Below are 15,814 nucleotides of genomic sequence, written 5' to 3'. Positions count from 1 at the left end.
GGTGTTATATGTGTCAAGGTCTTTCACAAGATGCTCATAAGCTGCTTACTCTTTTCGGCCAACAAGAGGCAAGACGGGTTAATGCAGACCTTTTTCAACCGGAGCATATTTTGTCTGCTCTTATCAGAAACAAGGTTGGCCGTGCTTATTTAATTCTGCAACGGTTAAATATAGACATTTTGAATTTACAGTTATTTATAGAACAAAATATTCCGGTTCGCAGCGGCGATAGAATTATAGGCGAAATTCCTCCTTCTCGAAGAATTAAGACTTTGATTGATCTTGCTACCATAGAAGCCAGAACTATGCGACACAGTGTTGTAGGGACAGAACATATTCTTATTGCACTTGTTAGAGAAGAAAATTCGATAATTTCCGAATTTTTTATGAGGTACGGTATCTTAACGGAAGATATAAGAATTGCAGTCTTAAAATTAATAGATCAAACAGTATCGGCTAAAGTAAGCAAGACATCCGACAGCATAAAAAACAAAAATTCGGCTCTCTTGGAATTCGGCCGCAATCTTACTGAAACGGTTAAATCGGGTTCTCTTGACCCTATAATAGGCAGAGAAAAAGAAATAAAAAGACTTATTCAAATACTTTCCCGCCGTACAAAAAATAATCCTATTCTGGTCGGGGAGCCCGGAATAGGTAAAACCTCCATTGTTGAAGGATTAGCCTTTGCAATTATCAATGACAATGTTCCGCATAATCTTCTTAACAAAAACATAATTTCACTGGATTTGGCTTCGGTAATTGCGGGTACAAAGTACCGAGGCCAGTTTGAAGAGCGGTTAAAGCAGATTATAAATGAGGTAAAAGAAAATAAAAATATAATTTTATTTATAGATGAAATTCACACCCTGATAGGCACGGGTGGATCGCAAGGAGCTATGGATGCTGCCAATATTTTAAAACCTGTTCTTGCACGAGGAGAAATACAATGTATTGGGGCTACAACAATAGATGAATATAGAAGGTTTTTTAAAAATGACTTAGCCCTTGAACGCCGTTTTCAAGTTATATCCGTAAAAGAACCTGATGCACAAGAAACCTTTGATATAATATGCGGTATAAAACACAAATACGAAGAACACCACAATGTAATTTATGAACCGGAAACGGTTACAAAGATAATTGAGTATGCAAAGAGATATATTCCCGACAGATTTTTTCCTGATAAGGCTATTGATGTTTTGGATGAAGCCGGTGCAATGAAAAAAATTATAATTGATAAAAAACCGAGCGAGCTTTTTGAAATAGAAGAAAAAATTAATTTTTTGTTGGCAGAAAAATCCGAATTGGTTGAGATGCAAAACTATGAAAAAGCTGCCTTGATTAGAGATGAAGTATTGGATTTAAAGCATGATCTATATCATGTCAAAAATAAGTGGATAAACGATTATCAAAATCCTATTTCTTACGTTACTGAAAAGGATATAACCGACGTTGTTTCAATGATGACGGATATTCCTGTAAACAGTTTAGGTCAAGATGAAGTTGAAAGAATGCTGCATATGGAAGAAGAATTAAAAAAAACGGTCATAGGTCAGGATGAACCTGTTTCTCTTCTTGCTAATGCTATAAGGCGTTCCCGAGCAGGAATCTCCTCCCCTGATAGACCCATAGGTTCATTTTTATTTTTAGGGCCCACCGGTGTAGGTAAAACTCTTCTTGCAAAAACTCTGGCAGAATTTTTATTCGGCACAAAGGAAGCCTTAATCCGTGTGGACATGAGTGATTACATGGAAAAACATAATGCGGCCAAACTTATAGGCGCCCCTCCTGGATATGTCGGCTTTGAGTCCGGCGGATTTTTGACAGAGAAGATAAGGCGTAATCCGTATTCTGTTTTGCTTTTAGATGAAATAGAAAAAGCTCATCCTGATGTATTTAATATTCTTTTGCAAATTCTGGAAGAGGGGGAGCTTAGAGACAGCCAAGGCTATCTTGTAAATTTTAAAAATACCGTTGTAATTATGACAAGCAATGCCGGATCTAAATCGATAATAAAGGAGCAGCAGCTGGGCTTTAATCTTACAGGAGATGGAGTTATGGCATACTCTGAAATAAGAGCAAGTGCTCTTAACGAAATAAAAAAATTTTTATCTCCCGAATTTATAAATAGAATTGATGAGATGCTGGTTTTTAGGCCATTGGATAAGGATGATATTAAAAGAATATTAGAACTTGAACTTAAAACATTTGAAGATAGAATCGCCAAGCAGGGGTTATTTATAGAGCTTTCAAGGGAAGCTGAAGACTTCTTTGCCGATAAGGGCTATGACCCTGCCTATGGTGCCCGTCCTATGAGAAGGCTTCTTCAAAATAAGATAGAAGATGCTTTGTCAATTAAAATAATAAACGGAGAATTTTCAAAAGGAAAAACAGCCTTTGTTGACTTTTCGGCAGAAGACGATGATATAACTATAAGCATTAAAGAAAATAACGATTATGAAAACAGCTACAGCACATCAGCCAGATTAGAAGCTGAATCCGACTGATGTTGATGGCCAAGTCCGGCCTTGGCTGGAAAGTTTTATATTGACGTATTATCCGGAATGATGGAATTTTTTATTATAACATAGATTCCGTCTATTACATGATAAAACCCGTAGTCTCCGTCAGGCGGAATTTGGTCCATACCTATTGATACGTTATTACCTATGTGTACATTTTTGTCGATTATTGCAGAACGTATTCTGCAATGATTTCCTATACCCAAGCTGGGGCTGCCTTCTTTTAATCGAGCTTCTTTTTCCTCATGTGTTTCATAATAGTCCGCTCCCATGCAGATAGAGTCTTCTACAAAGCTGCCCGTTTCTATGATGGATCTGACTCCTATTACGGAATGATTTATTGTGGAATTGGTTATAACACAGCCTTCGCTGCAGATAGATCTGCTTAAGTGTGCATAGTTTACCTTTGACGGCGGTAAATTTCTGTTATGGGTGTATATCGGCCTTTCAGCATCGTAAAAGTCGAATTTAGGTTTTATCTCCGTTAGGTCAAGGGTTGCATCATAGAAAGATTTTATTGTTCCTATGTCTGACCAGTAGCCGTTATGAGGAAAAGCCGAGACCTTGTATCCGCTGTTTATTGCTGCAGGAATAACTTCTTTTCCGAAATCGGTATAATCACTGTCTAGGCACTCTTCCATAATCTTTGCACTAAAAATGTATATACCCATTGACGCAAGGTACAGTTTATTAGGATCATCAGGTTTGATAGGGGATTTTTCAGGGATTTTCCAATCATCTATGTTTTTGTCTGTTCCCGGTTTTTCCATGAACTCGGTAATTACCGAATCCGCATTTACCTTCATAATCCCGAAACCTGAAGCGTCTTCCCTTGTCACAGGGGTGCAAGCCACGGTAATATCTGAGCCCGATTCATTGTGAAATTCTAAAAACTTTTTTAGGTCCATACGGTAGAGCTGATCACCTGCAAGAATTAAATAGTGGGATGGATTTTGATGTCTAAAATGATGAAGGTTCTTTCTGATAGAGTCGGCCGTTCCTTCATACCAGCCCGTATTGTCAAAAGTTTGTTCTGCTGCAAGAATCTCTACAAATCCGTTTGAAAACGTATCAAAAGTGTAGGCTTTTGCAATATGAATATGCAAAGATGCCGAGTTAAACTGTGTTACAATATAAATATTCCTAAAACCGGAATTTATACAATTCGAAAGAGGAATATCGATAATCCGATGCTTGCCTCCAAAAGGTACAGCCGGTTTAGATCGATGCATGGTAAGCGGATAAAGACGTGTTCCTTTTCCGCCTCCTAATATTATAGAAAGAACTTTTGTCATAGACGTCCCCCTCTCTAATATTATATAATGCTTTTTAAGATTTTACCAGACTAATTTACTAATTCTTTATAAATTTTTTCTATTCTTTTTGCAAAGTTAGCAGACGAAAAATTATCGGCAAGCTTAAATGCTTCTTCTGCATAGTGTTTTATTTCTGCTTTGTTTTGTAAAGCAAATTTAATATTATCTAAAAGCTCATGGTCTTCTTTAAACAATAGACCGTTTTTTTTATGAAACACAAGTCCCTTAACATTTGTGTCATCATATACCAAAACGGGGACCCCTGCAGCCATTGCTTCAAGAATAGTTAGTCCCTGTGTTTCCGTTTTTGACGGACTTATAAATATATCTGCTATTTTATAATATATGGGAACTTTGTCGTTTGGAATTCTATTTGTAAATATAACATTATCTTCTAAATTCAAATCTTTTGCTTTTTCTTCAAGTTTTAATCTATCAGGTCCGTCACCTACAATAATTAATTGAATATTTTTATCTTTGTTTATTATTTCAGGCATTATATTAATCAAAGTTTCAATATTTTTTTCTTTTGAGATTCTTCCTAAAAATATAATTTTAAATGAATCTTTTTTTATATTAAAAGATTTTAATAAGTTGTCTATTTCGGTGTCAGTAAAACTTTTTTTAAATTTTTCAAGATTTATTCCTGTGGGGACAACATAAATTTTATTTTTTACTCCATAGCTTAAAAGCAAGTCCTTTGTTTTTTCTGTGGGGGCTATAATTCCTGAAAAATGGGCAATATAATGTTTTGAGAATTTTCGCACTATTTTTTTTAAAGGCATTTTTCCAATATTAGAAATATAGTGGGTATATTCTTCATAAACTGTATGATATGTGTGCAATGAGGGAATATTAAGGTCTTTAGCAATGTAAGTACCGAAATTGCCCATAGAAAATTCCGTTTGAGTATGCACTATATCGAAATTTAAAGCCTTTACTTTATTGTATGCCTTTGTATGTTTTAAAAATAATCCTATTCTAAATTCCGACCATTTAAAGAACGGAATTGAAGGAATGCGTATAATATGTTTTTCATCCTCATCCTTAAACCCAGGGAAAGTTGTTGTAATTATATATACTTCGTGATTAAGTTTTTCCAATTCTTTTTGTAAGTTCATCGTGGAGGTTATAACTCCGTTTATTTGAGGGTAATAGCAATCGGTAAAAATTCCTATTTTCATTTTATATAGCTCCAATCAAAATTTATCATAGGCGGGTTTATTCTATCACAAATGATTTTTTTTGACAACAACTCTTAATCGTGTTTTAAATGTTCATGTCTTGACCGTGACATGTCTAACCGTGCTTGACAGAATCTGCAAGACCAACTAAACTAATACTTGTTATGAGGCAATTTAATAGGTTAATCGCTATTTTTTTCATTTTTTTTATTACGGCTAAAGCTATAAGTCCGGAAGAAGAGACTTCCTTTAATTTTTCCGCTTCTCCTTGTCTGATAATAGGCTCAGGTTTTGAATATGTTTTAAAATATGATATAACTAGAAGCCGTTTAGATTGGCCTCTTTTACCTTCCGGAGGGTTTACGGCTAATACCGAATTTAGGTTTAAAAAAGGCCTTTACCTTTCTTTTTTTTCTTCATTTATTATTCCTTCCTATTCCGGCCAGATATTTGACTATGATTACCTTAACAATTCTGATCCTTTTATGTTGACTAAGTTTTCTGAACATAAGTCTTATATAAGGCAAGGCGTAGATTTAAATTTTAATTTAGGTTGGGTGAGGTCTCTTGTTATATATAAGACGTCTGGAAATAAAAATATAAAAATATATTGCGGGCCGTCTTTAGGAATAAGATATATTTTAAATTCGTGGGATGCCGTGGACGGTTATACCAAGTATCCTCCTGATACCGAGCCTCCAAGTCCTGTTTTACCCGATACGCCTATAGTTCCCGTAAGCGGTATAGGCATAAGTTATAAGCAGGCTTTTATCTTGCCTTATATCGGGATGCTATTTAGGTTTGAGCTTCCAAGAGACTGGAAGATTGATTTATCTACCCAACTTTGTCCGAGTGCTATTGGGTTTGCAGAGGATTTTCATTATAAGAGAGATGGCAGCGGACTAAAATTTGTAGATGTATTTGAAAAGAAAAATATATCTTTTTACTTATATCTTTCGGCAGCAAAAAAACTTTCAAAGTATTTTTCTTTTTTTTCTTCAGTTGACTACACCTCGATTACGGCTTATAACGGAAAATCCTTTGTTTATTTTTTAAAATCAGGTTTATTAAAAAGCTATTCAGCTACAGGTGCTGCCGGAGCTTCCCTGCACTGCGGCCGTATAAGTTTAGGCTTTATTTTTCATATAATAAAATAGATTTTTTTTTGATAATTTTAAATAAAAAACCCCGAGCTCTTTTGGAGCCCGGGTAAAATTATTTTAGGAGGTATGATAAACAGTTCGGCAGGTTTTATGTATTACCAACTTTCTTGGCGGAGGATATAATCTGTAAAGGAATTTAGCTCAAGTACCTTTTTTACTTTTTCAAGTTCATGAGGTCTGATACCGTACAAGACAACTCTTGTAGTTGTTTCGGTTTTTTCATAGGCAGGTTCAAAGCCTATTTTTCTTAATTTGATTACAAGCCTCATAGCGTTTTCTTCACGTTTAAATGAACCCAGTTGAATTCTCCATAAAACGCCCTCTGTTTCCGAAGCCTTAGCCGGTATATAAACAAGATCGCGATTTTTTGTATCAGGTATGTAATTCGGGGATTGACTTTGAGACTGTTTTACGGATTGCACGGCAGTTTCTTCCGTTTTTACTGGAATATTTTCTTTAGTCACCGGTTTTTTTGAAGTTTCGGTATTAGTAAAGGATTCCATATTGGCTGGGTCTATCTTTCTTAGCCTTACCCTTACAACCCCATGAGAGAGCATATCTAAGGCTTTTGCAGCTGCCTTTGAGACATCTATTTCACGGTTACCTACAAAGGGGCCTCTATCATTTATTCTTACGATGACTTTTTTTCCGTTTTCTAAGTTGGTAACTTCAACAAGAGTTCCAAAAGGAAGCGTTTTGTGCGCTGCAGTATACGTATTCATATCGAATATTTCCCCGTTTGCGGTAGGCCTTCCGTTAAAGGCTTCTCCGTAATACGAAGCATAGGTTTCCTCGCTTATAATTTCTCCTTGTGCCGTTAATGAACCTATAATTGACAAGGACAAAATTAATATAAAGATTGTTTTTTTCATTTAATTCCTCCCGAATTAAAATCTCATATATTCAGTATCGGAATAAAAAAAAATAAGATTAGAAAAAAGCCCTAAACCGTTTAAGTTTAGGGCTTTTGTGCTGAAGACGGGAATTGAACCCGTACGGCATTACTGCCAAGGGATTTTAAGTCCCTAGTGTCTACCTATTCCACCACTTCAGCGGATGTGGTATACTATCATAAATTTTAAAGGAGGTCAAGATGTTTTCCGACTCTCATGCGCATTTTTTTATGATTTTTCAAAGGAATGAAGGAGATACTTCGTTTTTACATACAATGAAAGAAAGAAATTTTAAGTTTGCTATGGATATCGGTACTCAGCCGGGTGATTTAAAAGAAAGGCAAAAATTTATTTCGGATGTTTTTAGCGACAAAATTCAAGGGCAAATGCCCGGGCTAATGCACGGTCAAATGACCATGCAAGCGACCGTTCATGAGCCTGAGCGTTTTCCCGATTTTATGCATTTTGCGGCAGGTCTTTGGCCCCATGCCGAAAGTATTGCCGATCCAGAAAATGCTCTTGCAGCCTTAAAAACCGATATTGATACTCTTTTTTTGCAAAAAGCCGAAGCGGAAAAGACTAATTCGGGTAAGCCCTTTTATTGCGGCCTTGGAGAATGCGGGCTTGACCGTTACTGGAACGGTCCTGCTGCCGAAAAAAGGGGAGGGGATTTAAATTCCGAAGAAAAAGGCACAAGCGATATAGAAGGGGAGGAGTTTCTTTTTAAAGAGCAGTTAAAAATCGCAAAAGAAAAAAATCTTTCCGTAATCGTTCATTCAAGGGATGCTTACGAAGATACCCTAAAATGTATTGATGAGGTAGGACATCACAAAGGGATAATTCACTGCTATTCCTATGGGCTTAAAGAGGCTTATACCTTTTTGGAAAGGGGTTGGTATATTTCCTTTCCCGGGAATGTAACTTATGCTAAAAAGCAGGCCGATAAGGATAGGATTGCAGAGCTTGTGAAGGCCATTCCTGCCGATAAGCTCTTGCTTGAAACGGATGCCCCGTATTTAGCCCCTGTTCCTTTTAGAGGAAAGATAAATACTCCTCTTTTAATAGAATACACCTATGCCGCCGTTTCCGAGATTTTAGGTAAATCTATGGAAGCATTGGCAGAACAAATTTATCAAAACTGCTGTTCTTGTTTTTTGGTAAGGTAGTGTCGGGCATATCTAAAAACTCGGTTAGTTTTTAGAGGTCCCGTATAGTTTAAAAAAAGGTTCTTTACAGTAAAAAGGCTGTCCGCCCTTATGGGAGCCCCTTGTGTGGATCCCGTATGGGGAACAGCCTTTTGTTTTATTTAAAAAGCTTTAAATTTTACTGCTTAATCAAAATAAATTCTACTCGGCGGTTTTTCCACCAGTTGTCCCTGTCGTTAAAGGAGGCAACGGGCTTGGAGCTTCCCATTCCAACCGAAGAAAGACGGGAGCTTCTGACGCCTTCCTTTATAAGGAATTGGCGGACAGCCTCCGCCCTTTGTTTTGATAAGGGGAGGAGATCCGCTTTTTCTTCTTTTTCGGTACCTGTCGTAGTATTGGCGTGTCCTTCAACCTGAACCTGATATTCGGGGAATTTATTGAGGATAACGGCAATACGCTTTAAGATATTATTGTTCTTATCGACAATGGCTTTATCGAGACCGTTGAAGTCGGCTGCATTTCCTCTAAAAATAATCGAAGGTACGGCTATTTTAAGTTTATCCCCGTCCCTGATAACAAGGATATCTACCGGAATGTAGCCCCTGTAAACCGAGGTAAGGCCTACCTTGTCGGTTACCGTAAAGGTAAAAGGATAATCCGTTGCCGACTGTACCGTTTCTCCTGAAAGAGAGCGGCCGTCCCAGATGAGTTCATTAGTTATCTTTTCTTTTCCGTCTGTTTTCCAGAAAAGCTTTCCGCCGTTTTCTTCCGGTTCGGTAATTTCAAACTTCCAGTTTTCGATACCGGCCTTTGAATCGGCTTTTAGGCTTATGTAGAGGTCATCATCGGTGCCGTCATTATCGGGGCTGAAATATTTAGGCCTTGTGCTGACTCCGATCTTAGGTGCTTCAGTTGAAAGGATGAAGACATCGGTAAAGGCCGTTACTATATCGCCTTTTTTATATTCTATGTACATAGTTGCCAGATATCTGCCGTCGGGAGCCTTTGAATTTCCGCTCTTGCCGTCCCATATAAGTTTTTTAGGCAGATTTCCGTCCTTTTTGGAAGTCCATTCGGCAAAAATCTTACCGCTTTCGACATCCGAAATTTGTATATTCCAGTTATCTATTTCGGCATCAATGTTTGTAAGTACCGAAATATTTTGAACATCCTTTATTCCGTTACCTGTAGGAGAAAATACCTTGTGTTCGGCGGTTATATAACCCTTGGCTTGACGGCGGTCTACGATGATTCCTTCAAGTTTTTGAACGGTCTTGTTTCCTGCCTCGTCTTCAGCCTCTACGACATAGGTATACTTTTCATCGGGAGCCTTATTGCCCTTATCGTCATCTGCTTCCCATATAAAATTATCTGCCTTGTTTTTCCATTTTAGGGTTTTTACAGTTTTGTTTTTGGAATCGACAAAGCGTCCTACCCATTCTTTTTCGGAAGAAGAAATTTGACCTATGGGAAGGTTCGGCTTGTTGTTTCCTTCAACAGGAGAAAAGGCCAAATAGGGAGCGGAAATTTCAATTTCAGGATAAACGGTGTCTATCGTTATCGATGAAATAACGGATTTTGCCTTGTTTTTGTTTGCAAGCTCTACTTCAAATTCTGCAGAGTATATTCCGTCAGGAACGCCGTCAGGAGCCGGTTTATTTTTTTCTAAAGAAGAAATTTTATCGGGCATTCCATCCCAAGTTATCTTTTTTGGAGCTGTGCTGCCATTGTATGTTTTAATAACATTTCCATTTGAGTCCTTAATATTAAGACTAAATGAGCTGACAGCCGTTTTTGATTTTATGACAGGATAGAATTCCATACTGTCCTTTACCCCGTCATTATTGGGAGAAAAGGCCGTATAATTTGATTGGAGAATGATATCGGCTTTTTCGGTATTAAGTTCTACTAGTACCTGATTGGATAAAGCTTCGTTTTGAGCCTCATCAATTCCCCTTAACACATAGATGTACTTACCGTCTTCGGTAAAGCTGCCGTCGGACTTTCTTCCGTTCCATTCAAATTGAGCCGGAAGTTTACCTCCGAAATTGTTTGTATAAACCGGTGTGCCGCTGATTGTATTTCCGCTTGAGGCCTTATAGATTTCCGCCGTCCATAAGCCGGGGTTTTCTTCCTTGTGGGTAAAGATGATGCTGTCCAGTTCTCCGTCGCCGTCGGGAGAAAATAGTTTTTGGTTTGTACTTGCTTCAGCCTTGGGTGGTGTAATGTCCAAGGTAAAAGAGGGCGTTTGAGTTGAAGGCTTATGCCCGTTTATATACCTTGCGGAAATAAAGGCCTTGTATGTGCCCTCAGGCAAGAGCTTTCCTGCTTCGTCCTTTCCGTCAAAACTTTTGGTTTCTATCTTTGAGGGGCTTCCCATATATGTTTTTACGGTTGCACCTGTTTGATTTTTTACTTCAATCTTCCATTCTTCAAGTCCCTTGGTAATAGGAATTGAAGGAATAAAGCTTATCTTATTGTTTGAGCTGCTTACCGGCGAAAAGGCGTTTTTATCTATATTTATGTTAATCGAGGGCTTGTAGGTATCTACAATGATGTTTGAAAGGCTTGATACTGTTTTATTTTTTGCCCTGTCGATAGATTCGATTTTATAGCTGTAAACTCCGTCAGGTACAAAAATACCCGAATCGTCTTTTCCGTCCCAGCTTAAAGGAGAAAGTTCATTATTTTTAACCTCTATTTTTTTTACGACCTTGCCTTGGGCATCGCTTATGCTTGCCGTCCAACGGTCTTCATTTGAACCCTTATTGTCGAAAACAAAGACATCTTTATTTCCGTCCCCGTCAGGACTGAAGATGAGGGCTTCTTGGTTTTGAGGTTTATTAAATGTAAGAGCGGGAGGAGTTTTATCCACATAGGCTGTGTAAACTTGAGATTCCGATTTATTTTTATTATCGTCTTCGGCTCTTATTACAAAGCTGTATTTTCCGTCGGGGGCTATTTCTCCCGAATCAGTGCGTCCGTCCCATCGAAGGGTTTCCGGCACTTCAACGCTTTCTTTTGATTTTCCTAAAAGTTTAAAGAATGAAGCGGCATCTTTCATTTCGCGTAAAGGAGTTTTGTTTGAAATTGTGCGGACAGTGTTTCCTTTTTCATCCTTTATTTCGCAGTTCCAAGCCGTTACATACCTTTTATCGGTAATTTTTAAGGGGATTTCCATTGCGTCGTTTTCTCCGTCATTATTGGGAGAAAAGTACAGTGTGCCGTTTTCGGGCATTTCGGCTTGGATTTTAGGCCCTTCGTTGTCCTTTACCCCGAAGTGAACATTTACGCCTCCGCCGAATGCCCAAATTCCGTTATGGAATGGTTTTGCAGCAAATTCGGGACGGATTTCGTTTTCTTCCCAGCCGTTTTTCTTTAAGAAGGAATCGTTTGATCCTTTAGATTTAATCTTTATATTTACTCCTATGTTGAAGGAGGGGATAAATGTTTGTTTTTTGTTAATTGCTTCGACCGTGTTGATGACAAAGCCTGTTTTAAAGGATATCATATCGGCCATGAGCATGTGAAGTCCCGTATTAAAAATAAGATTTTGGAAAAAGGGAGCCAAGAGGTCTGCGTGCATTCCGAGTTGGAAGCCGTCAATATCTACCAAGGTTGAAGCAAAGCCTACCCTCGGAGTGAGTATTGCAGGGCTTCCGCTTGAAGCTCCGCCCTTTATGCCTGTTGACTTTGGGTTATAGGTTTTGCCGAGTCCCGTTATCGAAACGCCCAGCTTGGAGTTTTTTAAAAATCCGAGGTCTCCGAACATATAAAGAGCCCCGATATCGAGCCCGAGTCCCCAGTCCTTTCCAAAGTCGGCATAGGCTCCGGCTCCTACTAAAAGTTTATCGGTTAAATCTTTTGAATATGAAAAGCGTAAGCCTCCCATTGTTCCAAGTTTTAAGGAATCAAATTCCGAATTTAAAAAGTGAAGACTTCCTGCAAGGTTTCCCCATCTAAAGGGGTAGAGGACTCCTGCATTGGCTGCATGGCCGGCTCCTTTTTCTTTGCTGAGGCCTGCAAGTAAAAAATAGGAAACATCGAGAATAGGCCTTTGTTCTGCCCCGCCTAAAGCCGGATTTACGGCAAGACTGCCCGGCACAGTGTCCCCGAAAGGTCCGCCTGTAACAGAGGCCTGTCCTCCGGCAACTGATGGGGATTGCAGAGCGGGCTTTTCTTCCCCTCCGGGCATGGGATCATAGGCAAAAACTGCCGATCCTATCATAAAAAAGCATAAAACAAAAAAAACTTTCACTTTTAAACCGAATTTAAAAAAAATCATATTGAGCTCCTTTAAAAGCTGGCATAACTGCTTAGTAAAACACTTTTATAGGTAAAGTGTTACTTATTATATTATAATGATAAAGACGCATCACTCGCTAGCCTTAAGGCTTGCCTAAAGAGAGATATTTAAGCAATATCTCAAAAAAAGTAAAAAAATGTATTTTTTTTTAAATTTGCGTCTTGACAAATTAATATATGTATGATAGGTTTACAAATCGGCCGTTTTGTGTGCGTATCATTTTCTCCCTTCAATTTGACGGCTTAATACTTTTATTTTTAGGAAAATCACTTTTATGAAAAAATTAAATATTAAACAGATTTTATGTTTATTATTCTCTGCTTTAATCCTTGCAACCGGCTGTTCAAGCGTATGGAGCAAGAAATACAAAGACGATGCAGGCGTTATGTACGGGATGATATATGATGGGAATGAAGAAGGGGTTTCAGGAGTAAGTGTAAAAGTAAACGGTTGGCTAAAGGCCGTATCGGACGGGCAGGGCAGATTTATCTTAAAATTTTTATATGCAGACATCAAGGATAAAAAAGAACAAAGGATAGAGCTGGAGAAAGAAGGCTATGAAAAAATAGAGGATGTATTTTATTATGAGCCGATGAGCTTATTGCATATAAGGATGGAAAGCGGAGAAGATATATTAAAAGAAGCTGAAAATTTGATAGATGAAAAAGAATATGGACGGGCAGAAGAATCTATAGATAGGGCTATAAAGATAGAAGAGTATCGGGATGAAGGTCTTTTTTTAAAAGCAGTGATTAAATATAAAGAAGGAGATAAAAAGGAAGCAGAAAAATTATTAGATTTAATGAAGTTAAAAGACAATATTTATGTAAAAAAGTTAAAGGAACGGCTGAAATAAAGCTGAAAAGGAGGGTAATTAGGATGAAAGAAAGGAAAGTTTTTATTACAGAACTTGTTTTTTTTATCATATGTGCTGCTCTTTTTTATAATATATATTATCTAAAGGTATTAGATAGAAAATTAAGTAATATTGAGAAAGAATTTGAGAATAGAATTGCAAACCATACTGAAAAAAGTGATAGTGCTTATGAAAAATTAAACAAAGATATAGAAAAACTATATGAAGAATTAAAAGATACTAAGATTGAGCTGACAAAGTTTTTAAATAGTGAAAATAAAAACTTATATGTAAAAATGGATAATATTTTAAAAAATCAAAAAGATCTGAAAAGCGATAAAGAAAAACAGGAGGTAAAACTTCTTTATGCCGAAAATTACCTTTCTAAAAAAGAAGGAGAGGCTTATATATTGTACAAAGAAGGTAAATATGCCCGAGCGCATAAAATATTTAGCGAAATAATTGAAAGTGATCCTGAACGGCTGACTGCAAGGTACTATGCCGTTTATTGTAGGTTTTATTCTAATCCTTTGGATATTGAAAGTTATAAGCAGATAGAAGAAGAAATAAAATATCTTAAAAGTCAAGGGATAAATGAGGTAAGTTTATACAAAATAGAAGAAGCCATTAAATTGGAAAGAGAGGCTTTGATTGAAAAATGAGAAGATTAAAATTATTTATATTTTTTAGCTTAATTAAAATCATAACATTAAATGCTGAACAGATATATGTGGCTCCGATACTTTTTGTAGATGAAAATGAAGAACGGTATGAAGCGGATGAAAATTTTCAAGATGATTTAACGTATGAATTAAATGAAAAAAAAGAATTTTTAGGTATTGAGGTTATAAAAACGCGTAGTCACATAAAAAATATAAGATCTTCTTATGATGCATTAAAATTATGCAAGGAAGAAAAAATATCGTATTTAATATACGGGTGGGTTAAGAAAACCGAATATACTTATGAGTGTGAAATTAGAATATTCGATGGAGAAGGCCGTAAAAATATATTTACGGTATATGCAAAAGACGGAAAAGAGAATTATGAAAAATTTATAGAAAATATAAGTGGAAAAATATTAAAAAAATTACATGAATTATTTTTTATTCCTAAGAAGGAAGATATCAATAAGGAAACTATAATCAATGTAGAAACGGGAATAGGATACTGGGCTTATACATCAGGTTCTTGGGTAAAACATCTGACCGGAACGGTGAGTTTGCAAAACGGATTTGAGGTGATACCCGATAATAAAGTTATTTATATAAAAGATAAACCGTTATATTTTTCTATAGGACTTTCGATAGATTACTTATTGGGTGTAAGCAAGAAAGGAAGTTTACAAAGTTATGTTAATACAATAAGTTCCAACGTTTATACAAATACATATCTTAATGTTCATGATATTCATAATATATATGCAAACTTAGGTATGCTTTATTGTCTTGATTTACTGTATTATAAGGATAAATATAGAGCTGCAGAAGTGAATGTAAGCGGAGCCTTCGGCTTAATTATCGGCGGGGGATATAAATATACGGTAAAGCCGAAGTTAAAATTAATATTTGAGTTTGGGGAAGAAATAATTTTTTACTCTAAACTTATGAGTAAATTTAGAGGTAAATTCGGTATAGAATTTGAAGTATTTAAAAAGGAGTATAAAGTAAAATGAAAGGATTGATAATTTTTCTTGTATGTTTATGTTTAATTTCATGTGATTCCGGAATGTATGAACTAGTGTCAAGACCTCAAAATGATCCTTATGATTTTAGTATGAAAGTAGATTCATTTGATGAAGAAAATAAAATAAAATGTTCATGGGAAAAAGATCTTGCTGCAGATAAATACATTCTTATGCGGAGTGACGATATACAGAATTTAAAATTTAAAGAAATATACTCAGGTGAAGATTTATCATACATCGATATGAATTTGCCGGATAATAAAAAATATATTTACCGATTAGATAAAATTCGAGGCTCATCACGGTTTATAGGAATAAAGCATTTTTTAGGTGTGTTTAATGATAAAAAACGGGATGAGTATGAGCCCAATGATATAAAAGAAAATGCCTGTTTTCTTGAAGATCCTAAAAGAGCAAATTTATATTATTATAGTTCCTATGAAGGTACCGCAATTGAAGATGTTGATTGGTATAAAGTAAAAATAAAGGCAAAACGTATGGTAGAAATAACTATTACGTATTCTGCCGTTCAGCCCATATTTATTGTGAGCTTACCTCCTAACGGAGATGAGTTAAAACCTGCAAGCGATGCACCTTTTAAAATACGTAATGACGATCATGAGGAAAAATATTTTTATTTTAAAATAAAAATAGACAAAACGCTTTTTTCACCTTTAACTGCAAGTGCATTTTATACATATACTTTGAAGTTGAAGTCGGAGACTGCAATACAGGACTAGGA

Annotated in this window: 11 protein-coding genes and 1 tRNA gene; 7 read left to right on the top strand and 5 right to left on the bottom strand. The window is 36.5% G+C overall.

Annotation, left to right across the window (positions count from 1 at the left end; all coding sequences use genetic code 11):
* The first annotated feature begins 8 nt into the window (after nucleotides 1-8).
* Nucleotides 9-2,507, top strand: a complete 2,499-nt coding sequence (locus tag E4N74_RS06300) for an ATP-dependent Clp protease ATP-binding subunit (protein ID WP_255804692.1) — start codon at nucleotides 9-11, stop codon at nucleotides 2,505-2,507.
* Nucleotides 2,508-2,542: 35 nt separating this feature from the next.
* Here E4N74_RS06300 and E4N74_RS06295 read toward each other — a convergent pair whose 3' ends face one another.
* Together E4N74_RS06295 and E4N74_RS06290 are read right to left on the bottom strand one after the other, a co-directional pair.
* Entirely contained in the window at nucleotides 2,543-3,817 is a 1,275-nt protein-coding gene (locus tag E4N74_RS06295; RefSeq protein WP_044979538.1) for a glucose-1-phosphate adenylyltransferase, read from the bottom strand.
* A gap of 50 nt (nucleotides 3,818-3,867) precedes the next feature.
* Nucleotides 3,868-5,022, bottom strand: a complete 1,155-nt coding sequence (locus E4N74_RS06290) for a glycosyltransferase family 4 protein (protein ID WP_255819298.1) — start codon at nucleotides 5,020-5,022, stop codon at nucleotides 3,868-3,870.
* A 164-nt stretch (nucleotides 5,023-5,186) separates the two neighbouring features.
* Between E4N74_RS06290 and E4N74_RS06285 the strand changes: the two genes are divergently transcribed.
* Nucleotides 5,187-6,179 carry an omptin family outer membrane protease gene (locus tag E4N74_RS06285; RefSeq protein WP_255819296.1) on the top strand — a complete coding sequence of 331 codons (993 nt, stop codon included), beginning with the start codon at nucleotides 5,187-5,189 and terminating at the stop codon, nucleotides 6,177-6,179.
* Between the two features lie 101 nt (nucleotides 6,180-6,280).
* Here E4N74_RS06285 and E4N74_RS06280 read toward each other — a convergent pair whose 3' ends face one another.
* On the bottom strand, nucleotides 6,281-7,057 hold the full coding sequence (locus tag E4N74_RS06280) for a septal ring lytic transglycosylase RlpA family protein (protein WP_044979535.1): 777 nt from the start codon (nucleotides 7,055-7,057) through the stop codon (nucleotides 6,281-6,283).
* A gap of 98 nt (nucleotides 7,058-7,155) precedes the next feature.
* Nucleotides 7,156-7,239, bottom strand: a tRNA-Leu gene (locus E4N74_RS06275).
* A 39-nt stretch (nucleotides 7,240-7,278) separates the two neighbouring features.
* Between E4N74_RS06275 and E4N74_RS06270 the strand changes: the two genes are divergently transcribed.
* Complete coding sequence (locus E4N74_RS06270) at nucleotides 7,279-8,244, top strand: TatD family hydrolase (protein ID WP_255819294.1); 966 nt, start codon at nucleotides 7,279-7,281, stop codon at nucleotides 8,242-8,244.
* Between the two features lie 157 nt (nucleotides 8,245-8,401).
* Here E4N74_RS06270 and E4N74_RS06265 read toward each other — a convergent pair whose 3' ends face one another.
* On the bottom strand, nucleotides 8,402-12,508 hold the full coding sequence (locus tag E4N74_RS06265; RefSeq protein ID WP_255819293.1) for a FlgD immunoglobulin-like domain containing protein: 4,107 nt from the start codon (nucleotides 12,506-12,508) through the stop codon (nucleotides 8,402-8,404).
* Nucleotides 12,509-12,803: 295 nt separating this feature from the next.
* Between E4N74_RS06265 and E4N74_RS06260 the strand changes: the two genes are divergently transcribed.
* The 4 genes from E4N74_RS06260 to E4N74_RS06245 are packed head-to-tail and all read left to right on the top strand — an operon-like array spanning nucleotide 12,804 to nucleotide 15,812.
* Complete coding sequence (locus E4N74_RS06260) at nucleotides 12,804-13,385, top strand: tetratricopeptide repeat protein (protein WP_255819292.1); 582 nt, start codon at nucleotides 12,804-12,806, stop codon at nucleotides 13,383-13,385.
* A 23-nt stretch (nucleotides 13,386-13,408) separates the two neighbouring features.
* A complete protein-coding gene (locus E4N74_RS06255; protein ID WP_255819291.1) occupies nucleotides 13,409-14,047 on the top strand; it encodes a hypothetical protein in 639 nt (212 codons plus the stop codon).
* A complete protein-coding gene (locus E4N74_RS06250) occupies nucleotides 14,044-15,060 on the top strand; it encodes a hypothetical protein (RefSeq protein ID WP_255804685.1) in 1,017 nt (338 codons plus the stop codon). Before E4N74_RS06255 ends, E4N74_RS06250 begins: the two co-directional genes overlap by 4 nt.
* Nucleotides 15,057-15,812 (top strand): hypothetical protein, encoded by a 756-nt coding sequence (locus E4N74_RS06245; RefSeq protein WP_255819290.1) that lies wholly within the window; start codon nucleotides 15,057-15,059, stop codon nucleotides 15,810-15,812. The genes E4N74_RS06250 and E4N74_RS06245 overlap by 4 nt, the downstream gene beginning before the upstream one ends.
* The last annotated feature ends 2 nt before the right edge of the window (nucleotides 15,813-15,814 follow it).

Source organism: Treponema putidum (assembly GCF_024401155.1).
GTDB classification, from domain to species: domain Bacteria; phylum Spirochaetota; class Spirochaetia; order Treponematales; family Treponemataceae; genus Treponema_B; species Treponema_B putidum.
The sequence above is the reverse complement of the archived record's forward strand: the minus strand, read 5'-3'. Positions and strand labels throughout refer to the sequence as shown.